This is a genomic window from Rhizobium sp. 01T437 (genome assembly GCF_056398505.1).
The window spans coordinates 630,061-654,634 of sequence record NZ_JBFTPM010000001.1 but is presented as its reverse complement, the minus strand read 5'-3'; the positions used below and the strand labels follow the sequence as shown (position 1 = coordinate 654,634).

Sequence of the window (24,574 nt, the reverse complement as noted above, 5' to 3'; positions counted from 1 at the left end):
GCGGAGTTTGGCATGGCAGATCAGGTCGATCCGGTACCGCGTGCCTTCCTGGGCGTCGAAAAATCGGTTCTCGACAATCGCTGGGTTTCACGCCTCGATCAGGCGGGGCAGAACCGCGCGCTCGCTATGTCACAGATGCATGGCCTGCCGGATCTGATCGCACGTGTGCTTGCCGGCCGCGGCGTGACGGTGGATGAGGCAGTCGAATTCCTCGATCCGACGATCCGCAGCCTCATGCCAGACCCCTACAAGCTGACGGACTGCGAGAAGGCCGCCAAGCGTCTTGCCGCTGCGATCCGTGACGGCGAGCCCGTCGCGATCTTCGGTGACTACGACGTCGATGGTGCAGCCTCCTCCGCGCTCATGTATCGCTTCCTGACCCATTTCGGCGTCAAGGCGCATATCTACATTCCCGATCGCATCTTCGAAGGCTACGGGCCAAACCCGACGGCCATCAATCAGTTGATCGACAACGGCGCGAGCCTGATCGTCACGGTCGATTGCGGCTCCACCAGTCATGAGGCGCTGGCGGCTGCCGCGGACCGCAACATCGATGTCGTCGTCATCGATCATCATCAGGTGACACACGAGCTGCCGCCTTGCCACTCCCTCGTCAACCCAAACCGCGAAGACGATCTTTCCGGGCTAGGGCATCTTTGTGCGGCGGGTGTCGTTTTCATGGTGCTGGTGGCAACGCTGCGCCTGCTGCGCGAGGCCGGAGACAAGCGCATTCTCGCGATCGATCTCCTGCAATGGCTGGATATCGTGGCACTCGCGACCGTCTGCGATGTCGTGCCCCTCAAGGGCCTCAACCGCGCCTATGTGGTCAAGGGGTTGGTCGCCGCGCGCCACCAGAGCAATGCCGGTCTTGCGGCACTATTCCGCAAGGCGGGTCTGGCAGGGCCTGTTACGCCCTATCATTTCGGCTTCCTGATCGGCCCGCGCATCAATGCCGGCGGGCGAATCGGTGATGCAGCCCTCGGGAGCCGCCTGCTGACGCTGGATGATGCCGTAGAAGCCGAAGCCATCGCCCAGCGACTGGACGAGCTCAACCGCGAACGGCAAGCCATGGAAGCGATCATGCTGCAGGAGGCCGAGGCCGAAGCGCTAGCCGAGTATGGGGGCGGCGAGGGGGCTTCCGTTATCGTCACCGCGCATGAGAAATGGCACCCCGGTATTGTCGGCCTCATTGCCGCGCGCCTGAAGGAGAGGTTCAAGCGACCCGCCTTCGCCATCGCCTTCGATCCCTCAGGCAGGGGCACCGGCTCGGGGCGTTCGATCAACGGCTTCGACATGGGCAGGATGGTACGTGCCGCGGTCGATGAAGGACTGCTTGTGAAAGGCGGTGGTCACGCCATGGCGGCTGGTCTTACTGTCGAGCGCGGCAAGCTTGGCCTGCTGAGAGCCTTCTTCACCGAGAAGGCACAGAAGACGGTATCGGCCCTTGTCGCCAATGAAACGCTGAAGATCGATGGTGCTATCGCTGCAAGCGGCGCGACGATCGAGCTTATCGACCGTCTGGAAACAGCGGGGCCTTATGGCTCGGGACATTCCCAGCCGGTCTTTGCCGTACCGGCGCATCGTGTGCGTGATTCCCGTCTGGTCGGCGAGCGGCATGTGAAGGTGACGCTGGAAGCAATGGATGGTGCGCGCCTCGATGGCATAGCTTTCAGGGCTGCCGAGACCCCGCTCGGCAACCTGCTTCTCAACTCTCGCGGCGCCAACCTGCATGTCGCAGGTTCGCTCGGTGCCGAACACTATCAGGGCTCGCGCAGAATCCAGCTGCGTATCAGTGACGGCGCACCGGCCAAGTGACCGGCTGATTGGCTGTCGGCTTGGAAAGGGATCAGGCCGGCTGCGGCTGAGAAAGCGGTGCTTTTCTGCGAAGGCGAGTGACGATCACGGCAAGCAATATGCCGCCCGCAATGATTCCGACGGACAATAGCGGCCTGTAGGCGAACCAGCCTATGGCGGTGACAACGGGGCCGACGAGCAGTGTCAGCACGAAGGCCACGACGCTCGTGCCGAAGCCGATGATCGAGCCGAGAAACGGAATCAGGTCGGCGAGAATGGGCAGGAGCCCAAACATCAGCTTGAAACTGACGAACAAGCCGATGAGACCGGCGGCGCGCACAAGCCAGGTGATAATGCTGTTTTCGCTCTCTGCCGTTTTGAACATCTGGCCGGCATCCACATCGCCATCAGCGGTAAGGAAGATATCGCGGTGGTTGGTCGTCTCGTAGGGAACGAGCGCGCTGTGACTCTGCTTGCCGACGATGCTTGCCGCTTCCACGTCGATTCTCTGGTAGGTGATCCTGAGATCGCCGACATCGGGCAGGTTTTCGTTCAGACCGATATAGGCACCCTCGGAATTCCGCTTCGCCGGCCGGCTGGCGCCAATCTGCACCGCTATGCGCTGCACGTCGCTGTCGGTGAGCGCGAGTCGTGAATAGTCGCCGATCCCCGCCACATCCTTACCCGGTACCGAGAAGGCGCCGACATGCGCCGTTTTTGCCGTGAAGGTGGCGCCGTCAGGCATGCTGGTTGGATTTTGATGATCATCAGATTGCTTGAAGCGGCTCGAATCGACGATGTCCGAGCGCCATTCCTTGGTGTAGGAATAGGTCGTCGTCGTTTCTTCGCCGCCACCCAATGTCTTTTTGGTCTGGCTCTCGCTCTTTTCCACCCACTGATACATCGCGACCTGGCGGGAAAGACCGACGGCGCCGTCGGCGGCGACACCGAATTGACTGTCCCGTGGGACCTGATCGGATTTCACCGCGCCACTGATATGGACCAGCTTGCCTTCATTGGCCGGATCGATAGCCGCACCATCGACCGAAATCACCTGTGACGCGCCTTCCGAAAGAGCGCGATAGGTCTGGATCGCACGGCCTTCGTTCCAGATCAGCAGCCAGATACATCCGATAAGCAGAGCAAGGCCGACCAATGCGCCGATCAGCGCGCTTTTGATGCGCTCAAACCACGAAGTATAGGTCGTTTCCGTATGGCTCATATCCGAAAATCCCTTGTCGCCGAGGAGTATGTTGGAGTACCGCGTCAGCAGAAATGCCTCGATGATCTTAGACCCCGCCCGCTAATCCCCGGTAAATACCAAAAACCATTTTTGGGCTGATCATATCCTTGAAAATAATAGGCTTTCCGAAAGATTGCGGAGCGGGTCCATGAGCCGAACTTCGTGCTGCAGAGAGCAGCGCCTGATGCGTGTGATGTCACTGGATTTGCCCCATCAACTCGCATGGCAAGCATAGCTGGATCCGCGAACGGAACTCTATGAAAAGACAGGGGAATGATGAAGGAGAGTGGCACGCCCTAGGGGAGTCGAACCCCTCTTTACAGAATGAAAATCTGTCGTCCTAACCGATAGACGAAGGGCGCGTGCTCTGTGGTGGCGCCCTTATAGTCAGCACCTTTCTGCGCCGCAAGCGGCAAAATGAGAATTTTTCGCCGGATTATGCAGATTTTTTCTGGGCTTGTGGAAAAGTGGAAAGCGGATGGGAATGATTGTCTTCGCCAGACCTTGTCACTGCGTGAATTGTTGGCCTGCAGCGGTGGGCCACCACATGAAAGGACAAATTTGGTTCTGCGGCTCGAAACTCTGGCTTCCGCCCGGGCTGACGATGACGAGCCTGCGCCTCGATAATCTCGTTGTCCTTCGTCACCTCTGCAACACGGGTGGAGTCAGCATCGCAAAGATCGGGCTCCGATCATCCGCAAGATTGGCCGGCCTGGCAACTGGCGGCGTAACCCCGCCACCCCATCTTTGGCCGCTGTCTATAAGGCAAGGCCATCAACGCCTAACTGAATGCTTCTAACTGCCGGAGTATTGCGGGTGCTTCTTCCCGAAGAGTTTCGCAACGAATGCCAATGCCGCATGCATGCCAAGCGCTTCCGCCTCTTTAACGACCTGGTGCTCTGAGATGGCGATACCGGAAAGCACGCCCTTATTGGCGGCAACTTTCTGTATTAGGTCGTCAATGTTGTGAAATTGCTGTGTTTTTTCAAATAGCTGCTCGATGCCCATTCCATCTAACCCGGAACCTTAACCCAGAGGCAGCGGTATCAGGTTGCGAATTGCGCGTAAATTGTGCGGTGTAACAAGAGCGAGAGAAAGTCCTGAAAAGGTCAACCGGTAAGGTTAAAGACCCACCACCCCATCATCAAAGGATGCCACAGATAGCTCAGCTGCCTACTATAACGATTTCAGTGGGGCACTTTACTGCAACTATTTGATTTCATGAAAAGTGGTACGCCCTAGGGGAGTCGAACCCCTCTTTACAGAATGARAATCTGTCGTCCTAACCGATAGACGAAGGGCGCAGGCTTTCAGCTCAAATAGGAAAGCGCAATGAGTTCCGCAAGCGGTAAAGTATAATGTCGAATTTGAAGAGGAAGTGGCACGCCCTAGGGGAGTCGAACCCCTCTTTACAGAATGAAAATCTGTCGTCCTAACCGATAGACGAAGGGCGCGTGCTGTGGTGGCGCCCTTATAGTCAGGCACTTTCGATCCCGCAAGCGGCAAATTCGAAATTTTTCAAAAAAATGACAAGCCGTTTCCGCTTGTGGAAAATGAAGATTATTGCAGCTGAATCAAAGAGCTGCAGCGGCGGCTGGAAATCGGGTGCCGGCCGCTTTCCCTACGTCACTCTTTCAGAGGGGGGAGGTCAGATCGCCCTTGCCGAAGCGATCGGCGCGCTCTTGCGGCCGCAGCCCCAGTTCCAGTCGCGGGAATTGCCCGTGTCCAGATGGACCGAATCCGTGTGGCAATAGGTGCCGACGCCGCCGCGGTTCGGGAGCGACCGGATATATTGGGCGATATCCCATTTGCTGACACCGTCGATCTGGATATCGGCTGCTTCGCAGCTCTTGTGCATTGATTCCTCGGCGCCCCCGACCTCACGGTTATGCTGCGGGTCGCGGTAGCCTGACGTGACGACAACTGGCTTGCCGAAATGAGTCTCGACTGTCTTGATGACCCGCATGAGATCGGGCTTGAAGCAGCCGACCTGGACGCTGTCGTTCTGCACATGCAGGCCGTTTGGCGCGATGCGGGTCATGCCGGGCAGCGATGCTTTCTGCAGGAGCCCGGAAAGGCTGCTGAGCAGGTTCTGCTTCGGCGCGCTGTAGAGCACATTCGTCGTCGATCCTGGAATGCTTCCGCCGGCAAGCGAGGCTGTTTGATCAGGTGCAAGCTTCGTGCTGGTATTTTGTGATGATTGCTGCGGCAGTATCTCGCCTTGTTGTGGCTCGGGCGGCGCGCTGAACACGCTCGATCTTGGGCCAGCGTTCTGCGGTGCGTAGGCGTTCACGCCCTGCTGCTGGATGACCGTCGAGGTCGAATTGTTCTGCGGCAGCGGCTGATGATCGGAAAAGATGCTCATCGCCTGCGCATTGATTCGCGTCGACTGCATGACGAGACCACCGATATTGGCCGGCTGCTGCTGTTGCATGGCCGGATCGACGGGCGGCGCGGCCGTTGCCGCATTCGGATCCTGCATTGCCGTCTGCGGATTGACACCGGAGACATTGGTCAGCATCGGATCGCGATAGAGCTGTTTCGACGCGGGGGACGATGCGGCGGGCATTGCCGCTGCAAGCCTCGGCGCCGGCTGTCCCTCCACAGCCGGTGTGGCGACGGCGGCCGAATCAAGCGCCTTCTTGTCGGAGACGCAGCCGGAAAGCGCCAGGATAGAGCTGGCGATCAGCAAAGCACCGACAGCCTGCCGGCTCGGAGGGGCAATCCGCTTGTTGTTTCTGGTCAACCGAGAAATCTCCGGTGAATGCGGAAGGCGCCCGAAAGCGCGCTTCCGTTACGATGGAACCGGAGAATGCCTCGTGAAGCTTGCCTGCAGCTTGGCTTACCAGGCGCCGGTATTGCCCATGGACAGCCAGGGTTCGGCCGGGGCCAGTTTTTCGCCCTTCTGCAGGATCTCTATCGAGATGCCGTCGGGCGAGCGTACGAAGGCCATGTTGCCATCACGAGGGGGGCGGTTAATCGTAATACCATTGTCCATCAATTTCTGGCAGATCGCGTAGATGTCATCCACCTCATAGGCGAGGTGACCGAAATTGCGTCCTCCGGTATAATCTTCCGTGTCCCAGTTATAAGTGAGCTCCAGGCAAGGAGCTTTTTCGCTGCGGGCACGGTCGAGATCATCGCGAGCGGCCAGGAAAACGAGCGTGAAGCGGCCCTTCTCGTTCTCATGGCGGCGGATTTCCTCGAGTCCGAAGAGTGTGGTGTAAAAATGGAGGGAAGCGTCGAGGTCTTTGACGCGAACCATGGTGTGGAGATAACGCATTGTGTTTCCTCTCTCTATTTAGGCTAGCCCATCTGGAGTAACAGACGCCAGTTTCGGGCAAGTCATCGCTATAAAATGTACAGTTGGGAATAACCGAAAACTAGGACTTGCGCTTATCCGTTACCAAGATGTTAATCTTGATTTCAAGAATCAGTTAACCGTAACAGTGTGACGCGTATTGAGGGGCTGGCGACATGGCTGACAGGATTTCATCGAATGGCTTTACCGACCTTGAGGAGTTGTCGGGGGAACCGGTTGACCTCGTTGAAATCACCGGCGTGGTGAAATGGTTCGACGTGGCCAAGGGTTTTGGCTTCATCGTTCCCGACAATGGCATGCAGGATGTGCTGCTGCACGTAACCTGCCTGAGACGCGACGGCTACCAGACCATTCTTGAAGGCACCCGCATCGTCGCGCTTATCCAGCGCCGCGAGCGCGGCTTCCAGGCCTTCAAGATCCTCTCCATGGATCAATCGACTGCGATCCATCCCTCGCAGATGCCGCCGGTTCGCACCCATGTGCAGGTCACGGCAACCAGCGGCCTCGAGCGCGCCCTGGTGAAGTGGTTCAACCGCACCAAGGGCTTCGGCTTCCTGACGCGCGGTGAGGGCACGGAGGACATCTTCGTGCATATGGAAACGCTCCGCCGCTTCGGCCTCACCGAACTGCGCCCCGGCCAGGTGGTGCTGGTGCGCTTCGGCGACGGCGAGAAGGGCCTGATGGCTGCCGAGATCCATCCTGACGTTCCGAGCCCGGTTGGCCGGTCTCACTGATGCGCAGCATGTTCTCCGTTGAGATGATGAGAAGCGCCTTCACGGCGCTTTTTTTCATGGTCGCCCTGCCGGCATTTGCACAGCAGGACATGCGCTTCGATAGAGAGCCGCTGATCATCCAGACAACTGCCGGCAAAATGCTGCACTTCACCGTAGAGATCGCTGCCACCGGCGACCAGCGGGCCTACGGCCTGATGTTCCGCAAGACGATGGCTGAGGACGCCGGCATGATCTTCGATTTCGGCGTATCGCGGCGTGTCACCATGTGGATGGAAAATACCGTCCTGCCTCTCGACATGCTCTTTGCGGACGACAGGGGCGTGATCACCCATATCAAGGAAGACGCCACGCCCTATTCCCGCGACATCATCGATTCGATGGGCGAGGTCCGATATGTGGTCGAGATAAACGCCGGCACTGCCCGCAAGCTCAATATCCGCCCCGGCGATCGTATCGTCAGCGCCACGACAACGAAAAAGGCGAAGTAAGCCTGTGAAATCTGCCGGCCTAGGTGGATTTATGGGGTTGCTAGGGCAGGGGGAAGCGTGTATTCCCGCTGCCAACAACGGCTCGGAGTGTAGCGCAGTCTGGTAGCGCATCTGGTTTGGGACCAGAGGGTCGGGAGTTCGAATCTCTCCACTCCGACCATGTTTTTCCCTATATCCCTAGTGATTTGAGGTCGGAGCGACAGTTTGTTGCGTTGCCGTCGCAAGGCGGATTTTGGCATCGGGAACATGCGACGATATCATTCACGTCGCTAAAGCACGCCTGTCTATGCGTGCCGTGATTCAGCCCTGAGCAAGCAGGCCGACATATTGGGCATAGCTGATCGCCGCGTAAAAAAACGCAGTGATGCTGGCTCCAATCATGATGGCATGGAATTCTGCAGAGGTTCTCATAGTTCTCACCCGTGTCACAACGGTTGGTAGGCACCCTAGTCGCCTATGCCGGCCATAACAATTAGAAAGCGATCAAAACATGCAACAATCCGAAACATTTCGGATTGTGTAACAGGATTGCCCGCTTATCCACACCCGGCTGCGAAGAGGGCTGCGCCTTGGGCGCTCCGTGTTAGAAACGCACGGAGCGGCAATCGGTTTCGCTCACCTGTCCATGCTGTGATAACGGCGCTTTTCCCTTGAAAAGACGAGGATTCGCGGATAATCAAAATTCACTTCTTGCTGCCATACTGGGATATGCAAGCGAGCCTGATCAGGGTTGATTTATGAAAGGCGGGCGCCGCCCGCATATCGGAGGCACTGCAGCATGTCTGCTAAGATCTATCGTCCGGCCAAGACCGCAATGCAGTCCGGCAAGGCAAAGACCCATCTCTGGGTGCTGGAATTCGATCAGGAGCAGCCGCGCAAGATCGATCCGATCATGGGCTACACCTCGTCAGGCGACATGCGCCAGCAGGTCAAGCTGACCTTCGAAACGCAGGAACTCGCAGAAGCCTATGCCAAGCGCAGCGGCATCGAATACCGCGTGATCGCTCCGAAGGATCCCGTCCGTCAGGTCGTCGCTTATCCGGATAATTTCCGCTATACCCGTACCCAGCCCTGGACGCATTGATCCGTACGCGGTTCAAGACAGATATGCCGCATGTCGCGGGATCGCGACATGCGAGACGGCCCCTTAGCTCAACTGGATAGAGCAGCTGCCTTCTAAGCAGCAGGTCGCAGGTTCGAGTCCTGCAGGGGTCGCCACTTTTTCAGAATTTTCTAGATATCGCGCCATGACTGCGAACTCTGTTCGTGGCCAAGAGCAGCATTACAATCGGCAACAACAAATAAGCCGGCGGCGTATCGTCATATCCGATGCGCCGCCGGCCTTTGTTTTCTTGGCTCTTGCCGTCTTAGCCCTCGGGTGACAGCGTCATCGACGTGCCTGTCGCGGCAACATTGAGGCCGAGCTGGCCCGTGACGCTGATCGTCTGCAGATGGACCGAGCCGGAAGTACCGCCAAAGAGCACGTTGGTGCCGAGGCCGCCGACGAGCGTGGCTTCAGCAGTCGCGCCCTGGTAGAGGCCGGCCAACGAGCCGCGGTGATAGCCGGCTGTCGGTGCGAAGACGGCCCAAAGCAGGCGACCACGCGTGGTGAAACCGAGATCCACGCCGAACTTGCGCAAAGCACCGCTGTAATGTTCAGGCGATTCGCCACGGCTCGTCGGCTGGAAGACGCAATCGATCTGCTTGGAAGAACCRAGCACATAGCCGACGCCRCCGCCGATMTCGCAATCGAGGTAGCCGATCTTCACGCCCCCGCTTACATCGGGAGCTACCGGCGGCTCYSTCCGTACCAGATCCGCCGCGCTGGCGCTCATGGCAAAAGCCTGGAGCAACGAGGCTGCGGCGATTGTGGTCGCGAGTATCTTTTTCATTTTCGTCTCCTTTGAATACCGCTGGAAGGATATAGCGTCGGCTATGTCATAACCAAGGCAGGAAAGTCTTCGCCGTCATTTTGGTTCCGACAGTCGCCTGTGCCAAGCTGCCGCGCCCATCTTTTATGGAACCCTATCGGCCTGCATCGGTTGTCCAGATGTCCATTTTTCAAACAATGGAGATCAGAATGAGCAAGACCAATGCAGACGACATCCGCAAGAAAACGGAGCGGCAGGTGGAGAATACCAGTGCCGGGGGACATCTCGGCGGAACTTATTTCGGCCAGCAGCCTGACGGCAAGACGGCCTCTTCCAGCAGTTCCGAGGCACGAAAGTCACGGCCAAACGACGGCCGCAACTGACGTGAGGACGATCGCAACGGGCATTTGCGACTGGCCCGAGAGGCCGGCGGCCTCATCCAAAGGTGCTATTTTTCCCAAGTTGAAACGCTCGAATCCGATAAATTTTAGGGTATTTTAACCATAATCTTCTCTCGGCAGCTTCCCTGAAACATTCGCAACCTGCCAGCGTTTAATTCGCACGGGCTAATCCAATGGAGGGTCGCCCGGTCGATCGAAGGTACGCGCGTTCCTCGGTTTCTTGCCGGAAGGTTTCGGCTTCGGAAAAACGGAGGAAGTCATGAAGGACATGTTTCACGGACGCTCGCTTGCGCTATTCGCTTCGGCCTGCATCGCCCTCTCATTGCCGGCAGGCAGCACGCAGGCACTTGATCTCGGCGTTTCGGCAAATGTCGGAAGTATAAGTGCAGATGTCGGCGCTTCGACAAGTTCGAGCGATCTGGACGCTGGGGTCAATGCCTAGGTTGGCGGAGCCAACGGTATCAATGCCAATGTCGATGCATCCGCCGGTGGCGGGCGCGGCATCAACGCTGACGCGGACGCCAGCATCGGCGGCAGCAACGGTGTCAATGCCAACGTCAACGCGCGTACGCTCGGCAATTCGGGCAGCGGCGCAAACATCAATGCCAGCGTCGGCGGGGGTGATGGAACGGGCATTACGCTTTTCGGACCGAATGGCTTGAATCTCGGCCTCGGTCGCGGAGCCACTGCCACAGGTGGAGGCGCGAGTTCCGGCGACGGTACCGGTACCGGTACCGGGGCAGGGGCCAGCAGCCCTACGCCGACAGTGGTGCTCCAGCGCTTCCGGGAAATGTCCGTCAATGACCAGAAGAAGATGCTTGTTAGCTGCCGCGATATATCCGTTTCCAGCGGCTATGATTCTGGCCTCGCAGGCTGTGCGGTCTGCTGCGCTTTACGGCTTCCCGCTAGAGCGCATGAAAAACCCGCCGGTAATCAGCCGGCGGGTTTTGAATGTTATATCTGTCTGATCAGTGCAGGATCTGGCTGAGGAACAGTTTGGTGCGCTCGTGCTGCGGATTGTCGAAGAATTCGGCCGGCGAATTCTGCTCGACGATCTGGCCCTGGTCCATGAAGATCACGCGGTTCGCGACCTGACGGGCAAAGCCCATTTCGTGGGTGACGCACAGCATGGTCATGCCTTCTTCGGCAAGACCCACCATCGTATCCAGCACTTCCTTGATCATTTCCGGATCGAGCGCCGAGGTCGGCTCGTCGAACAGCATGATCTTCGGGTTCATGCAGAGCGAACGGGCAATCGCCACGCGCTGCTGCTGGCCGCCCGACAACTGGCCCGGATATTTGTTGGCCTGTTCAGGGATCTTGAYGCGCTTCAGGAAGTGCATGGCCACTTCTTCGGCCTGCTTCTTCGGCATCTTGCGCACCCAGATCGGCGCCAGCGTGCAGTTTTCCAGAATCGTCAGATGCGGGAAGAGGTTGAAGTGCTGGAACACCATGCCGACTTCGCGGCGCACTTCGTCGATCTTCTTCAGATCGTTGGTCAGTTCCGTGCCGTCGACGACGATCCGGCCCTTCTGGTGCTCTTCCAGACGGTTGATGCAGCGGATCATCGTCGACTTGCCTGAACCCGAGGGGCCGGCGATGACGATGCGCTCGCCGCGCATGACCTTGAGGTTGATGTCGCGAAGAACGTGGAAGTCACCGTACCACTTGTTCATGTTGACGATCTCGACGGCCACATCGGTCGCCGACACGGTCAATTTCTTGGTGAGAGGCTCTGCCATTGCGGGTTCCTATTCTTATCGTTTGTGGCCGGTGTCGAGATGGCGTTCCATGAATGCTGAATAGCGCGACATGCCGAAGCAGAAAAGCCAGAAGGTGAAGCCGGCGAAAATCAGCCCGGACAGCGGCGTCACGGCCGTTGCCCAGTTCGCGTCGGTGAAGAAAAAACGAACGATGCCGAGGAGGTCGTACATGCTGATGATCGACACCAGCGACGTATCCTTGAACATGCCGATACAGGTGTTGACGATACCAGGGATCACCAGCTTGATCGCTTGCGGCAAGATGATCAGCCTCATCTTCTGCCAATAGCCGAGACCGAGCGAATCGGCGCCCTCGAATTGCCCCTTCGGAATGGCTTGCAGGCCGCCACGAATGACTTCGGCCATATAGGCGGAGGCGAAAAGCGACACGCCGACAATCGCGCGCACGAGCTTGTCCACCGTCCAGCCCGCAGGCAGGAACAGTGGTAGCATGACACTCGCCATGAAGAGCACCGTGATCAACGGCACACCACGCACGACCTCAATGAAAATCGTGCTCACCATGCGAATAACCGGCATGTGCGAGCGCCTGCCGAGTGCCAGGATAATGCCGAGGGGGAAAGACACCGCGATGCCGACGAAGGAGAGCACCAGCGTCACCATCAGCCCGCCCCAGCGCGGAGTCTCGACGATTTCGAGGCCAAATCCACCGTAAAGCAGAACGAAGGAAACGATCGGCAGCACTATGAAGAGCAGGACAGCATTGAGGCCCTTGCGCGGTACCGAAGGGATGAGCATCGGTACCAGCAAGAGTATGAAGAGAATGCCAACCAGCGTGGGTCGCCAGCGCTGGTCGAGCGTGTAGCCCCCGTAGATGATCTGGTCGAACTTTGCGCCGATGAAGGCCCAGCAGGCACCGCTCCAACCATCTGGCTGGACACCGCCCTGAACGGTCGTCGCACAGAAGGTACGGTCTGATCCGGTCCAGACCGCCTGCACGAACAGCCAGTTGAAGGCATGTGGCAGAGCCCAGGCGAGGAAGGTTACGGCCAGTAGGGTAAGGACAATGTCCTTGGGCGTCGCAATCAGGTTGCGGCGGATCCAGGCGCCGGCACCCTTTTCCCCGGGCGGCGGTGGCTCTTGAGCCAGCATGGTGGTTCTGATGAAACTGTTGCTCATCTCATCTCTCCACCAGTGCCATCTTGGCGTTGAACCAGTTCATCATCAGCGATGTCACGATGCTGATGGCGAGGTAGATGACCATCCAGATCAGGATCACTTCGACGGACTGTCCGGTCTGGTTCAGCGTCGTGCTGCCGACAGCAACGAGATCGGCAAAGCCGATCGCGATCGCCAGCGACGAGTTCTTGGTGAGGTTCAGATACTGACTGCTCAGCGGCGGGATGATGATGCGGAAAGCCTGCGGAATAACAACCAGTCGGGTAATTGCCGAAGGATGCAGGCCGAGTGCGGCGGCCGCCTCCGTCTGTCCCTTGGGCACGCCGCGGATACCTGAGCGCACGATCTCGGCGATGAAGGCTGCCGTGTAAAAGGAAAGCGCCAGGAAAAGCGACATGAACTCCGGGCCGACCACGGAACCGCCGGTCAGATTGAACTTGCCGGCGACCGGGAAATCAAAAGACAGCGGTGCGCCTGCGAGCAGGAAGGCAATGAGCGGCAGGCCGACGATGAGGCCGATCGAAACCCAGATCGTGTGGAACGGCTGACCTGTCGCTGCCTGCCGGCGATGCGCCCACCGTGCGGTGATAACAGTGGCGATGATTGCGACAGCGAAGGCAACGCCGACCAGCCAGAAACCGTCGCCGAAGATCGGTTTGGGAAAGGCGAGGCCGCGATTGTTCAGATATGATCCGAGAGGCAGATGCAGCGAGTCACGGGCATTGGGCAGAATCGCCAGAACGCCCGAATACCAGAAGAAGATCACCAGCAGCGGCGGGATGTTGCGGAAGACTTCCACATAGACCGTGCAGAGCTTGGCAATCAGCCAGTTTCGCGACAGACGGCCGATACCGACAACGAAGCCGATGATCGTTGCAGTGATGATGCCGGTAACGGCGATCAGGATAGTATTCAGAAGGCCGACGAGCAGCGCACGGCCATAGGTCGAATCACTCGAATACGGGATCAGAGACTGGCCGACTTCGAAGCCGGCGCGTCCGTTCAGAAAGCCGAAACCCGATGCAATGTTGGCGCGCGCCAGATTGACTGCCGTATTGTGAGCAATCGACCAGATCAGCGCGACCAGCAAGACAATGGTAAGGACTTGGAAGAAGATGCCCCGAATTGTCGGGTCATAGAGGGCAGACTGGAAGCTCCAGCCGCTCCTGGGCAAAGATGTTGAATCCGCAACCTGATGCGTCATGCCTGGCCAATTCCCCACGTTATGCGCTCCTTTTCGGAGCTTTTTTATAGGAGGAGGGAAAGGCGGTTATCCGCCTTTCCGGCTTTTCATGCGTAGTGCCGATTAACGAACCGGCGGAGCGTACTGAATGCCGCCCTTGTTCCAGAGAGCGTTGAGGCCGCGCGAGATCTTCAGCGGGCTACCCTGGCCGATGTTCTTTTCGAAGACTTCGCCATAGTTGCCGACGGTCTTGACGATGTTGTAGGCCCAGTCATTGGTCAGGCCGAGATCGGTACCGATCTTCGTGTCGGCTTCAACGCCGAGGAAGCGCTTGATATCCGGGTTCGGCGAGTTCTTCATGTCGTCGACATTGGCTTGTGTGATGCCGAACTCTTCGGCGTTGATCATCGCATAGCCGACCCAGCTGACGACATCGAACCACTGGTCGTCACCCTGGCGGACGGCCGGGGCGAGCGGCTCCTTGGAGATGATTTCCGGCAGGATAATGTGTTCGTCGGGGTTCTTCAGCGTCAGACGCAGCGAGTAGAGGCCCGACTGGTCGGTCGTATAGACGTCGCAACGGCCGGAGTCATAAGCGGCGTTGACTTCGTCGAGCTTTTCGAAGACCACCGGATTGTACTGGAGATTGTTGGCCTTGAAGTAGTCGGCGAGGTTGAGCTCGGTCGTGGTGCCGGACTGCACGCAGACGGATGCGCCGGAGAGTTCCAGAGCCGACTTCACGTTCAGGCTTTTGCGAACCATGAAGCCCTGGCCGTCATAGTAGTTGACGAAGCGGAAGTTCAGGCCGAGAGCCGTATCACGGTTGATCGTCCAGGTCGTGTTGCGGGCCAGAACGTCGACTTCGCCGGACTGCAGGGCAGGGAAGCGGTTCGCGGCGCTAAGCGGCGTGAACTTCACCTTGGTAGGATCGCCGAAGACCGCAGCGGAAACCGCGCGGCAGAAGTCGACGTCGAAGCCCGACCAGTTGCCGGACGCATCAGGGGCAGCAAAGCCGGCAAGACCGGTATTGACGCCGCACTGGACAAAACCTTTTGCCTTTACGTCTTGAAGAGTAGTGGCCGAAGCGGCCGAAGCGCCAAGAGCGAAAACTGCTGCGCCGGCTGCTGCGGACAGGAGCTTGTACTTCATTTTTCCCAACCTTTTTCCGTTGTCTTATCTTTATCTTTTTGGGGAGTGGCCGGATTGAACTAGCCCGTGTACCTCCCCGTTTCCCGCAACCCTCCCGGCGCGAGTGGGTCTATCACAGTCGCAAATGTCACTATGGTCAAGTGTCGCGGCCAATAATTGCGGCAAAATTCAGCATTTTGGTAGATTGCGCTGCGTCTCTAGGCACTTGGCTAGAAATTGAGCTCTAGCTTGAGGAAAAAAATAGCGCTGAAACCGCGAAGTAAAGGCCGGCGGCTTCGCGGGGCGAGGCTATCACGTCAAGTTGTAGGGGTTGACCCTGATGGCGACGGGGTTCAAGAGTTCGGCCTTTGCATACCCTCGCCAGAAGGCCATTTCCCACATGAAAGATCTAGACAGTCTCCTGCCGGGCGCCGGCATCAACACCCGTCTTTCCCATATCGGCTACGACCCCGCGGATTATCACGGTTTCGTCAATCCGCCGGTGGTGCGTGCGTCCACGGTGCTCTTTCCCGACGCCAAGTCCATGGAGACGCGCAACAAGAAATACACTTACGGCACCCGCGGCACGCCGACGACCGACGCCCTTGCCGAAGCGGTCAATGCGCTCGAAGGCTCGGCCGGCACCGTGCTGGTGCCCTCCGGCCTAGCTGCCGTCACGGTCGCCATCCTGGCCTATGTCGCGTCGGGCGATCACGTGCTGGTCGTCGATTCCGTCTACGGTCCGACGCGCCATTTCTGTGACACGATCCTGAAACGCATGGGTGTCGAGGTCGACTATTTCGATCCGGCGATCGACGCGGCCATCGAGACGCTCTTCAAGCCGAACACCACGGTCGTGCTGACCGAAGCCCCCGGCTCCAATACTTTCGAGATGCAGGATATCCCGGCCATCGCGGCTGTGGCACACAAACACGGCGCCGTCGTGCTGATGGATAACACCTGGGCCACACCTCTCTATTTCCGCCCGCTGGACTTTGGCGTCGACGTATCCATCCATGCCTCGACCAAATATCCGTCGGGCCATTCCGACATTCTGATGGGAACCATTTCCGCCAATGCCGAGCACTGGCCGCGGCTGATCGAAACGCATGGCACACTCGGCCTTTGTGGCGCGCCTGATGATTCCTACCAGATCCTGCGCGGCCTGCGCACCATGGGCATCCGGCTGGAGCGCCACTACGAAAGCGCGCTGGCAATCGCCACGTGGCTCGAAAACCGCGAAGAGGTTGCCCGCGTCCTGCATCCGGCCCTGCCGAGCTTCCCGTCGCACCACATTTGGAAACGTGACTTCAAGGGTGCCAGCGGCATCTTCTCCTTCGTGCTGAAGGTTGACGATCCGCAAAAGGTCAAGCCGAAGGCGCATGCCTTCCTCGATGCACTCTCTTATTTCGGACTGGGCTATTCCTGGGGCGGCTATGAAAGCCTTGCCATACTGGTCAATCTCTCCGACCGAAAGATCGCCAAGGCCCCGGCCGAAGGTCCGGTCATTCGCCTGCAGATCGGTCTGGAAGATGTCGTTGATCTCAAGGCCGATATCGAGCGCGGCTTTGCTGCGGCAAACGCCGTCTGATCAGCCGCCACCTGATCAGCCAACCGAGCGGTAGCCGTAAATCCAGTCGAGATCCGCCGCGAGGCTTCGCGGCGGTTTCAGCGACAGCACGATATCCCGGCCGAGACGGATCGGTCCGCTTGCATGATAGGCAAAACGGTTGAAGGCGCCGCGCTGGCGGAGCTTGGCGATGCGCGGCATGCGATGCCGTTCAAAGAGCGAGATGGCTTCGGAAACCGGGCGGGTGGCGAGGAAGGCTGCAAGCTCGAATGCATCCTCGATCGCCATCGCGGCCCCCTGTGCCGCAAAGGGCATCATGGCATGTGCCGCATCGCCGATCAGCACGGTCTTGTCACCATCCTGCCATCTGCCCGGCGTTGCCTCGAAAAGTGGCCAGAAGGTGATATCGCCACGCCGCCCGAGTAAGCCGGCAATAGCGGGATGCCAACGGCGGAAGCGTGACTGCAGAAGCTCCTGCTGAGCCTGTGTCGGCTCGCCTTGCCAGGCCTGCGGCGCGATATTGCCGGCGGTAATCGCCACCATGTTGAAGCCGCCGGTTTCCTTCAGCGGATAGCAGACCATATGCGCCGACGAACCGAGCAGGGCCGAGACGCTGGTGCGGTCGAGAAAGCCCGGCGCATCTGCTTCTGCGATGGTAAAACGGAAGGCGACATTTCCGGAGAATTGCGGGGCAGGGGCGCCCGGTATTGCCTGCCGTAATCTGGACCAGACACCATCGGCGCCGATGATGACGTCGGCCGAACGCCGGCCTTGTGGCAAGTCCGATTCGAAACGTGTTCCGAGATGGAGCGCGCAGAGCGGATTGGCGCTGACGGCATCCAGCAGGGCCTTCTGAAGCGTCTTGCGATGCAGGACGCCGTAGGGCGCTCCCCAGCGGTTCCTGGCAAAACTTCCGGCCGGGACAGCTGCAAGTTCGCGCAGCGAACTGCCCGAGATCAGCCGGATGGATTGCGGCTCGAGCCAGAGGCTGGTCAGCCCGTCGAGCACACCGAGTTCGGCAAGCACGCGCGATGCATTGGGAGAGATCTGCAGGCCGGCACCCACCTCGGCAAGCTCGGGCGCCTGTTCGAAAATATCCGAACTGATACCATGTCTTGCGAGTGACAGAGCAGCCGTCAGGCCGGCAATTCCGGCACCGATAATGGCGGCATGTTCGACCGGCATGGGATATCCGATCTAAAGAGGGGGGAAATTACGCCGCCTTGACGAGGAAGACGCAGCCGGGCGGGTTTGTCTGGTTGGACTTCAGCGAAGCATTGTAGCGGTAGAGGGTCGAGCAGTAGGAGCAGACCTTCTCATTGTCTTCGCCCATATCGATGAAGATATGCGGGTGATCGAAGGGAGCGGATGCGCCGGTGCACATGAATTCCTTGACGCCGACTTCGATAACGCGGTGACCGCCGTCGTTCTGAAAGTGGGGAATGCTGTGGCCGGCCATGTCTGTCTCCGAATGCTTTGAAATTCTGCGCGGACTTTATAGGCCTTCGAAGCAAAAGTGTAGTGCCAAAGCATGGCTCCCCTGCGAGTTTTTGGCTTCACGCTCAAAGGTCGCTCGACTATGGTCGCGCCAAACAAGGACGGCCCGATGAACCTGAATACGCCTGCATTTTCAAGCTTCACCCATGATGGACTGAAACTCGCTTTCTTCGATGAGGGTGACCCCTCCGGCCCGCCGGTGCTGCTGATCCATGGCTTTGCTTCGTCGGCGAGCGTCAACTGGGTTCATCCGGGCTGGCTGAAGACCTTAGGTGATGCCGGTTACCGTGTCATTGCCATCGACAACAGAGGGCATGGCGCTAGCGACAAGCCGCGCGATGCCGAAGCTTATAGGCCATGGTTCATGGCTGGTGACGCGATCGCGCTGCTTGATCATCTCGGTATTCCCGAGGCCAATCTGATGGGCTACTCCATGGGCGCCCGCATCTCCGTCTTTGCGGCGCTTGCCCATCCACACCGCGTCCGCTCGCTGGTACTCGGCGGCCTCGGTATCGGCATGACGGACGGGGTAGGCGACTGGGATCCGATCGCCGACGCGCTGCTTGCACCGTCGCTAGCCGATGTCATCCATCAGCGCGGCCAGATGTTCCGCGCCTTTGCCGAGCAGACGAAGAGTGACCGCGAAGCCCTTGCCGCCTGTATCAAGGGTTCGCGCGATCTGGTTGCCCGCGCCGACATGGGCAGGATCGATGCGCCCACCCTGATCGGAGTTGGAACGAAAGACGATATTGCCGGTTCTCCCCAGGAACTTGCGGCGCTGATGCCTGACGCCGAAGCACTCGATATTCCCGGCCGCGATCACATGCTCGCCGTGGGTGACCGGGTGTTCAAGAAGGCTGTCCTGGAATTCTACGCAAAGGTCGCCGCCGGCTGATGTCGCCGGCGGGTGACATAAACGTGATTTTAAAGAAAAACACGCTGAACCGATGTGCCGCGGGCACCCATTTATGTTATCGGCGTTTTCCTCTATATAATCGCATTCCAACGGGAAATGAGGAGGCCGGAAATGGTCGCTAAGACGGATATCCGCACGCTGGAGGGAGCCCATCCGCTGAAGGTGATGGATCCCATCTGGGACAGCCTGCGAGAAGAAGCGCGCCTCGCTGCGGAAAGCGATCCGGTGCTGGCGGCCTTCCTTTATTCGACGGTCATCAACCATCGCTCGCTCGAAGAATGCGTCATTCACCGCATCTGCGAGCGCCTCGACCATCCCGACATGCAGGCAAACCTGCTGCGCCAGACCTTTGAGGAAATGCTGGAGGACTGGCCTGAATGGAGCTCGATCCTGCGCGTGGATATCCAGGCGGTCTATGATCGCGACCCCGCTTGCCTGCGCTTCATGGAAGCGGTTCTCTACTTCAAGGGCTTCCACGCGCTGCAGACGCACCGGCTGGCGCATTGGCTGCTGAACCGCGGCCGGCGCGACTTCGCGCTTTACTTGCAGAGCCGCTCCTCCAGCGTCTTCCAGACGGACATCAATCCGGCCGCTCGCATCGGCAAGGGCATCTTCCTCGACCACGCGACCGGCCTCGTCGTCGGCGAAACGGCTGTTATCGGCGATAACGTCTCCATCCTGCATGGTGTGACGCTCGGCGGTACCGGCAAGGAAGGGGCCGATCGTCACCCCAAGATCGGCACGGGCGTAATGATCGGCGCAGGTGCGAAGATCCTCGGCAATATCGAGATCGGCTTCTGCTCGCGCGTCGCCGCCGGCTCCGTCGTCCTGAAAGCGGTACCGCCAAAGACCACGGTGGCGGGCGTGCCCGCCAAGGTCGTCGGTGAAGCGGGCTGTTCCGAGCCTGCCCGCGTGATGGATCAGGTTATCGGCGCCGATATCTGAGCCTTCATTTGAAAAATGCGGAAAAACGCCTAGATCCCGGTGAAGACAGTCACTGCTAACTCGAGCTCGCGACCTTTACAGCGCAGCTTTACCTGTGCAAGAAGCGGCCAACCGAGATTGCTTACGGAGATCAAAAGAGTGAAGCCTGAAGAAATCAAGAAGCTCGACGCCTATTTCAAACGCACGCTGAACCCGCAGATCGTGGTGAAGGCGCGTCCGCGCAAGAATGACTCTGCGGAAGTCTACATTGGCGAAGAATTTCTGGGTGTCATCTACATCGATGACGAGGACGGCGACCGTTCCTACAATTTCTCGATGGCAATTCTCGACGTCGATCTCTGATCGCCATCACATCGATCAAAAGCCGTGGATCGCCAGGCGATACACGGCTTTTTTGTTTGCGCCGATCGCCAAATACGCTGGTTCACTAAAATTTCTGCTAACCCTGCGGTTGCAGTCGCCTGATATATTTTAGCAAAATCAATAAAAGACGAACGTGCCCAAAAATCCGGTCTTTAGCGCTGGCAGCGAGCGCAACCATTGAGTGTTTTGCGATGCACAAGACTACTTGACTCTTTGTGCGTTGCAGCTACCCTCTGCTTGCAACTGCCAATTGGAGGATGGTCATGTTCAATTTCGACGATACAAACCGGAAGAGCAAGGAAGCCGTGGATTCGATGCTCAAGAGCTATTCCGATACTGCCAAGGGTTTCCAGGCGATTGCCTCCGAGGCGGCCGAATATTCCAAGAAGTCCTTCCAGGATGCCGTCACCCATTTCGAGACGCTGTCAGGCCTAAAGAGCTTCGAGGCGGCCTTCGAATTGCAGACCAATTATGCGAAGTCTTCCTATGAGGCTTTCGTTTCCGAAGCGACCAAGCTCGGCGAAATGTATGCCGACCTCGCCAAAAATGCTTATAAGCCCTACGAAGCACCGATGGCCGCCGCTGCCGCCAAGGTCTCGAAAGCCACTCCGGTAGCCCCCGCCGCCGCATAAATCTTGTGGCGCGTTGCGCGCCGCCTATTGAAAATCAAAGACCGGTACCGCATTTGCGGCCGGTCTTTTTTGTTTCCCGAAGCGCGCCCTGGTTTTTACGCAGACTTTTTTGGCCTTTGCGTCAAGTCCTGCGGAATTGTGATTGCAGTCGGAAACAAGGGGCTTAAAATCGCTCTATTATGAACTACCTTAGGGTTTCAGATATTCGTCGGGAAAGCACCCCTCCCATGCTGCCTGCCGGATTGATTGAGGAATGAATGACAATGATCGCCAGACCGATCCGGATGCAAAACGACAGCGAAAGGAACGGGGATAACGGAAATCGAACCTCGGTCATCACGCGCACCAAGCCGAAGACCAAGAAGCCTAATCTCTATCGCGTACTGCTTTTGAATGACGACTACACCCCAATGGAATTCGTCATCCATATCCTGGAGCGTTTTTTTCAGAAGGATCGGGAAAGTGCCACCCGCATCATGCTGCATGTCCATAACCACGGCGTCGGCGAATGCGGAATATTCACATACGAGGTAGCGGAAACCAAGGTGAGCCAGGTGATGGACTTTGCCCGGCAGCACCAGCATCCGCTGCAATGCGTCATGGAAAAGAAGTGAGGAACTGAACGTGCCAACATTTTCGCCTAGTCTTGAGAAGGCGCTCCATCAGGCACTGACCTTTGCCAACGAGCGGCACCATGAATATGCGACGCTCGAGCATCTGCTGCTCGCCCTGATCGACGATGCCGATGCGGCCGCGGTCATGGGTGCCTGCAATGTCGACCTCGACGCGCTTCGTAAAACGCTCCTGGAATATGTCGATAACGAACTCTCCAACCTGGTCACCGGTTATGACGAAGACTCCAAGCCGACGTCAGGTTTCCAGCGCGTCATCCAGCGCGCGGTGATCCATGTCCAGTCTTCCGGCCGCGAGGAAGTGACCGGCGCCAACGTGCTCGTCGCGATCTTCGCCGAGCGCGAAAGCCATGCTGCCTATTTCCTGCAGGAGCAGGAAATGACCCGCTACGACGCCGTCAACTACATCTCCCACGGCATCGGCAAGCGCCCCGGCGTTTCCGAAAGCCGGCCGCCGCGCGGCGCTGAGGACGAGTCCGAATCCAAGCCGACCGCACGCGGTGGCAACGAGGAAGAAAGCGGGCCGAAGAAGCAGCAGGATGCGCTGAAGGCCTACTGCGTAAACCTCAACGAGAAGGCCAAGGGCGGCAAGATCGACCCGCTGATCGGCCGTCACGCCGAGGTGAACCGGACTATCCAGATCCTGTGCCGCCGCTCCAAGAACAACCCGCTCTACGTCGGTGATCCCGGCGTCGGCAAGACCGCTATCGCTGAAGGCCTTGCCAAGCGCATCGTCGAAGGCAAGGTTCCGGAAGCTCTGGCCGATGCCACGATCTTCTCGCTCGATATGGGCACGCTGCTCGCCGGCACCCGGTATCGCGGCGACTTCGAAGAGCGCCTGAAGCAGGTCGTCAAGGAACTGGAAGAATATCCGGGCGCCGTGCTCTTCATCGACGAAATCCACACCGTCATCGGTGCGGGTGCAACGTCGGGCGGGGCTATGGATGCCTCGAACCTCCTGAAGCCGGCTCTGTCTTCGGGCGCGATCCGTTGCATCGGTTCGACGACTTACAAGGAATACCGCCAGTTCTTCGAAAAGGATCGGGCTCTGGTCCGCCGCTTCCAGAAGATCGACGTCAATGAACCGTCGATCGACGATGCGATCGAGATCATGAAGGGTCTGAAGCCCTATTTCGAAGAATACCACCATCTGCGCTACTCGAACGAGGCGATCAAGCAGGCCGTCGAGCTCTCGGCCCGTTACATTTCGGACCGCAAGCTGCCCGATAAGGCGATCGACGTCATCGACGAGACCGGTGCGGCCCAGATGCTGTTGCCGCCTTCCAAGCGCCGCAAGCTGATCACCGAAAAGGAGATCGAAGCGACGATTGCGACAATGGCCCGCATTCCGGCAAAAACCGTCTCGAAGGATGACGAAGCCGTTCTTGCCAATCTCGAGCAGGAACTGCGCTCGGTGGTCTATGGTCAGGATGTGGCGATCGAAGCCCTGTCCACCGCGATCAAGCTGGCACGCGCGGGCCTCCGCGAGCCGAACAAGCCGATCGGCGCCTATGTCTTCTCCGGTCCCACCGGCGTCGGCAAGACGGAAGTGGCCAAGCAGCTTGCTGCCTCGCTGGGTGTCGAGATTCTGCGCTTCGATATGTCGGAATACATGGAGCGGCATACGGTTTCCCGTCTGCTCGGTGCACCTCCCGGCTATGTCGGCTTTGACCAGGGCGGCCTCTTGACCGATGGCGTCGACCAGCATCCGCATTGCGTGGTCCTGCTCGACGAAATCGAAAAGGCGCATCCGGATATCTACAATATCCTGCTGCAGGTCATGGACCACGGTACGCTGACCGACCATAACGGCAAGAAGATCGACTTCCGCAACGTCATCCTGATCATGACGACCAATGCGGGTGCTTCGGAAATGGCCAAGGCCGCTATCGGCTTCGGTTCGTCCAAGCGCACCGGCGAAGACGAAGAGGCTCTGACCCGCCTGTTCACGCCGGAATTCCGCAACCGTCTCGACGCGATCATCCCGTTCGCGGCGCTGCCGACGGCCGTCATCCACAAGGTCGTGCAGAAGTTCATCATGCAGCTGGAAGCTCAGCTCTCCGAACGCAACGTCACCTTCGACCTGCACGAGGATGCGATCGCCTGGCTGTCCGAAAAGGGTTACGACGAGAAGATGGGCGCCCGCCCGCTGTCCCGCGTGATCCAGGAAAACATCAAGAAGCCACTGGCGAACGAAATCCTCTTCGGCAAGCTGAAGAAGGGCGGCGTCGTCAACGTCACCGTCGGCCCGAAGGAAGATGGCAAGCCGGGCCTCATTCTGGAAGCCATTCCGGAAACAGCACCTATCAAGCCGAAGCCGGAAGCCGAACTGGTTCATCCGGGAGCGGTCAATGAGGATGATGGCGAGCTGAAGACCAAGCCGGTCAAGAAGACGAAGGCCAAGACCGTGCCGCAGCCTGAGCCTGAAGTCCGCGATGCCCCCAAGAAGGGCTCGACGGTTCCGAAGGTTCCGCGCAAGAAGTAAGTTTTGCGACAGACAATGAAAAAAGGCCGCTGCGAAGCGGCCTTTTTGTTTGCTCTAAAGCATGTCGCGCGAAAGCGTGTAGCGGTCTTGCGATAACGATATGCGCAAGAAAAGACCTGAAGCGTGGCAGCGACACGCTTCAGGATGTCAGAGCTTCGTGTAGTCGATCTCGAGGAAGTCTGCGACCTCGGGTATCCAGCGGTCGCGCACGAAGGCCACGTGCAGCGGGTGGACGTTATAGGCGTCGTAACCGGCCTGGTCGTCGAACTCCATCGAGAAGCCGAATGTGAAATCGTTCTTCGGGCTCGTCTGGCGAAGTTGCTCGAAATTTCTGACGCTTAGGATCTGCTTGAGCGTCAGCGCCTCATCGAGAAAAGCCTTTTCTTCGGCAGAGCCTGCAGCGTGCTTCAGGCGGAATGCGACGGTGTGGCGGATCATGATTTCCTCCTAAATCGATGAAGTAATTT

General features: G+C 58.5%; 25 protein-coding genes and 5 tRNA genes. 15 read left to right on the top strand and 15 right to left on the bottom strand.

Features of this window, described 5'->3' with window-relative positions:
- Window positions 1-12 precede the first annotated feature (12 nt).
- The gene (recJ, locus tag AC1DM5_RS03355; RefSeq protein WP_477823831.1) at window positions 13-1,815 is read left to right on the top strand and encodes a single-stranded-DNA-specific exonuclease RecJ; all 1,803 of its coding nucleotides are present in this window, start codon (window positions 13-15) and stop codon (window positions 1,813-1,815) included.
- 31 nt (window positions 1,816-1,846) lie between these two features.
- Here recJ and AC1DM5_RS03350 read toward each other — a convergent pair whose 3' ends face one another.
- The 7 genes from AC1DM5_RS03350 to gloA all read right to left on the bottom strand — a co-directional run bounded on the left by AC1DM5_RS03350 (window position 1,847) and on the right by gloA (window position 6,320).
- Window positions 1,847-3,016, bottom strand: a complete 1,170-nt coding sequence (locus AC1DM5_RS03350; protein WP_477823830.1) for a TMEM43 family protein — start codon at window positions 3,014-3,016, stop codon at window positions 1,847-1,849.
- Window positions 3,017-3,324: 308 nt separating this feature from the next.
- A tRNA-Glu gene (locus tag AC1DM5_RS03345) sits at window positions 3,325-3,399 on the bottom strand.
- A 433-nt stretch (window positions 3,400-3,832) separates the two neighbouring features.
- Window positions 3,833-4,045, bottom strand: a complete 213-nt coding sequence (locus AC1DM5_RS03340) for a hypothetical protein (RefSeq protein ID WP_477823829.1) — start codon at window positions 4,043-4,045, stop codon at window positions 3,833-3,835.
- A gap of 221 nt (window positions 4,046-4,266) precedes the next feature.
- Window positions 4,267-4,341: transfer RNA gene (locus AC1DM5_RS03335), tRNA-Glu, on the bottom strand.
- Between the two features lie 75 nt (window positions 4,342-4,416).
- Window positions 4,417-4,491 (bottom strand) — tRNA-Glu (locus AC1DM5_RS03330).
- A 194-nt stretch (window positions 4,492-4,685) separates the two neighbouring features.
- On the bottom strand, window positions 4,686-5,783 hold the full coding sequence (locus tag AC1DM5_RS03325; RefSeq protein WP_477824303.1) for a YcbK family protein: 1,098 nt from the start codon (window positions 5,781-5,783) through the stop codon (window positions 4,686-4,688).
- A gap of 96 nt (window positions 5,784-5,879) precedes the next feature.
- Window positions 5,880-6,320 carry a lactoylglutathione lyase gene (gloA, locus tag AC1DM5_RS03320; protein ID WP_112545722.1) on the bottom strand — a complete coding sequence of 147 codons (441 nt, stop codon included), beginning with the start codon at window positions 6,318-6,320 and terminating at the stop codon, window positions 5,880-5,882.
- Between the two features lie 194 nt (window positions 6,321-6,514).
- Here gloA and AC1DM5_RS03315 point away from each other — a divergent pair, with 194 nt between their 5' ends.
- The 5 genes from AC1DM5_RS03315 (at window position 6,515) to AC1DM5_RS03295 (ending at window position 8,799) form a co-directional block, all read left to right on the top strand.
- Window positions 6,515-7,093, top strand: coding sequence for a cold-shock protein (locus AC1DM5_RS03315; RefSeq protein ID WP_007827433.1), 579 nt, complete (start codon window positions 6,515-6,517; stop codon window positions 7,091-7,093).
- A complete protein-coding gene (locus tag AC1DM5_RS03310) occupies window positions 7,093-7,581 on the top strand; it encodes a DUF192 domain-containing protein (protein WP_477824304.1) in 489 nt (162 codons plus the stop codon). Before AC1DM5_RS03315 ends, AC1DM5_RS03310 begins: the two co-directional genes overlap by 1 nt.
- An 83-nt stretch (window positions 7,582-7,664) precedes the next feature.
- Window positions 7,665-7,741, top strand: a tRNA-Pro gene (locus AC1DM5_RS03305).
- 618 nt (window positions 7,742-8,359) lie between these two features.
- Entirely contained in the window at window positions 8,360-8,665 is a 306-nt protein-coding gene (locus AC1DM5_RS03300) for an ETC complex I subunit (protein WP_113322383.1), read from the top strand.
- Between the two features lie 57 nt (window positions 8,666-8,722).
- Window positions 8,723-8,799: transfer RNA gene (locus AC1DM5_RS03295), tRNA-Arg, on the top strand.
- A gap of 149 nt (window positions 8,800-8,948) precedes the next feature.
- Here the strand turns inward: AC1DM5_RS03295 and AC1DM5_RS03290 are convergent.
- On the bottom strand, window positions 8,949-9,473 hold the full coding sequence (locus AC1DM5_RS03290) for a DUF992 domain-containing protein (protein ID WP_477974578.1): 525 nt from the start codon (window positions 9,471-9,473) through the stop codon (window positions 8,949-8,951).
- A 188-nt stretch (window positions 9,474-9,661) separates the two neighbouring features.
- On the opposite strand from AC1DM5_RS03290, the gene AC1DM5_RS03285 reads away from it, so the two are divergent.
- Together AC1DM5_RS03285 and AC1DM5_RS03280 are read left to right on the top strand one after the other, a co-directional pair.
- The gene (locus AC1DM5_RS03285) at window positions 9,662-9,835 is read left to right on the top strand and encodes a hypothetical protein (RefSeq protein WP_310389453.1); all 174 of its coding nucleotides are present in this window, start codon (window positions 9,662-9,664) and stop codon (window positions 9,833-9,835) included.
- Window positions 9,836-10,112: 277 nt separating this feature from the next.
- Window positions 10,113-10,295 carry a hypothetical protein gene (locus AC1DM5_RS03280; protein ID WP_477824306.1) on the top strand — a complete coding sequence of 61 codons (183 nt, stop codon included), beginning with the start codon at window positions 10,113-10,115 and terminating at the stop codon, window positions 10,293-10,295.
- A 526-nt stretch (window positions 10,296-10,821) separates the two neighbouring features.
- Here AC1DM5_RS03280 and AC1DM5_RS03275 read toward each other — a convergent pair.
- The 4 genes from AC1DM5_RS03275 to AC1DM5_RS03260 all read right to left on the bottom strand — a co-directional run bounded on the left by AC1DM5_RS03275 (window position 10,822) and on the right by AC1DM5_RS03260 (window position 15,088).
- The gene (locus AC1DM5_RS03275) at window positions 10,822-11,595 is read right to left on the bottom strand and encodes an amino acid ABC transporter ATP-binding protein (protein ID WP_477974576.1); all 774 of its coding nucleotides are present in this window, start codon (window positions 11,593-11,595) and stop codon (window positions 10,822-10,824) included.
- Window positions 11,596-11,610: 15 nt separating this feature from the next.
- A complete protein-coding gene (locus tag AC1DM5_RS03270; protein ID WP_477823439.1) occupies window positions 11,611-12,756 on the bottom strand; it encodes an amino acid ABC transporter permease in 1,146 nt (381 codons plus the stop codon).
- A 1-nt stretch (window position 12,757) separates the two neighbouring features.
- On the bottom strand, window positions 12,758-13,960 hold the full coding sequence (locus AC1DM5_RS03265) for an amino acid ABC transporter permease (RefSeq protein WP_477823440.1): 1,203 nt from the start codon (window positions 13,958-13,960) through the stop codon (window positions 12,758-12,760).
- A 102-nt stretch (window positions 13,961-14,062) separates the two neighbouring features.
- Entirely contained in the window at window positions 14,063-15,088 is a 1,026-nt protein-coding gene (locus tag AC1DM5_RS03260) for an amino acid ABC transporter substrate-binding protein (protein WP_477823441.1), read from the bottom strand.
- A 379-nt stretch (window positions 15,089-15,467) separates the two neighbouring features.
- On the opposite strand from AC1DM5_RS03260, the gene AC1DM5_RS03255 reads away from it, so the two are divergent.
- Entirely contained in the window at window positions 15,468-16,658 is a 1,191-nt protein-coding gene (locus tag AC1DM5_RS03255) for a cystathionine beta-lyase (RefSeq protein WP_477823442.1), read from the top strand.
- Window positions 16,659-16,673: 15 nt separating this feature from the next.
- On the opposite strand, the gene AC1DM5_RS03250 is transcribed toward AC1DM5_RS03255, so the two are convergent.
- Complete coding sequence (locus tag AC1DM5_RS03250; RefSeq protein ID WP_477823443.1) at window positions 16,674-17,822, bottom strand: FAD-dependent monooxygenase; 1,149 nt, start codon at window positions 17,820-17,822, stop codon at window positions 16,674-16,676.
- Between the two features lie 28 nt (window positions 17,823-17,850).
- Window positions 17,851-18,096, bottom strand: a complete 246-nt coding sequence (locus AC1DM5_RS03245) for a zinc-finger domain-containing protein (RefSeq protein WP_113322789.1) — start codon at window positions 18,094-18,096, stop codon at window positions 17,851-17,853.
- Between the two features lie 147 nt (window positions 18,097-18,243).
- Here AC1DM5_RS03245 and AC1DM5_RS03240 point away from each other — a divergent pair, with 147 nt between their 5' ends.
- From AC1DM5_RS03240 to clpA, 6 genes are all read left to right on the top strand, one after another.
- A complete protein-coding gene (locus tag AC1DM5_RS03240) occupies window positions 18,244-19,029 on the top strand; it encodes an alpha/beta fold hydrolase (RefSeq protein WP_477823444.1) in 786 nt (261 codons plus the stop codon).
- A 132-nt stretch (window positions 19,030-19,161) separates the two neighbouring features.
- Window positions 19,162-19,995 carry a serine O-acetyltransferase gene (gene cysE, locus AC1DM5_RS03235; protein ID WP_007827405.1) on the top strand — a complete coding sequence of 278 codons (834 nt, stop codon included), beginning with the start codon at window positions 19,162-19,164 and terminating at the stop codon, window positions 19,993-19,995.
- A gap of 138 nt (window positions 19,996-20,133) precedes the next feature.
- Window positions 20,134-20,337, top strand: coding sequence for a DUF3126 family protein (locus tag AC1DM5_RS03230; RefSeq protein ID WP_007827403.1), 204 nt, complete (start codon window positions 20,134-20,136; stop codon window positions 20,335-20,337).
- 284 nt (window positions 20,338-20,621) lie between these two features.
- Window positions 20,622-20,990 (top strand): phasin family protein, encoded by a 369-nt coding sequence (locus tag AC1DM5_RS03225; RefSeq protein WP_007827401.1) that lies wholly within the window; start codon window positions 20,622-20,624, stop codon window positions 20,988-20,990.
- Between the two features lie 263 nt (window positions 20,991-21,253).
- Window positions 21,254-21,604, top strand: a complete 351-nt coding sequence (gene clpS / locus AC1DM5_RS03220; RefSeq protein ID WP_037072724.1) for an ATP-dependent Clp protease adapter ClpS — start codon at window positions 21,254-21,256, stop codon at window positions 21,602-21,604.
- Between the two features lie 10 nt (window positions 21,605-21,614).
- Entirely contained in the window at window positions 21,615-24,107 is a 2,493-nt protein-coding gene (gene clpA, locus AC1DM5_RS03215; protein ID WP_439014868.1) for an ATP-dependent Clp protease ATP-binding subunit ClpA, read from the top strand.
- A 147-nt stretch (window positions 24,108-24,254) separates the two neighbouring features.
- On the opposite strand, the gene AC1DM5_RS03210 is transcribed toward clpA, so the two are convergent.
- Window positions 24,255-24,545: a Dabb family protein gene (locus tag AC1DM5_RS03210; protein WP_477974574.1), complete on the bottom strand. Its 291-nt coding sequence runs from the start codon at window positions 24,543-24,545 to the stop codon at window positions 24,255-24,257.
- Between the last annotated feature and the right edge of the window lie 29 nt (window positions 24,546-24,574).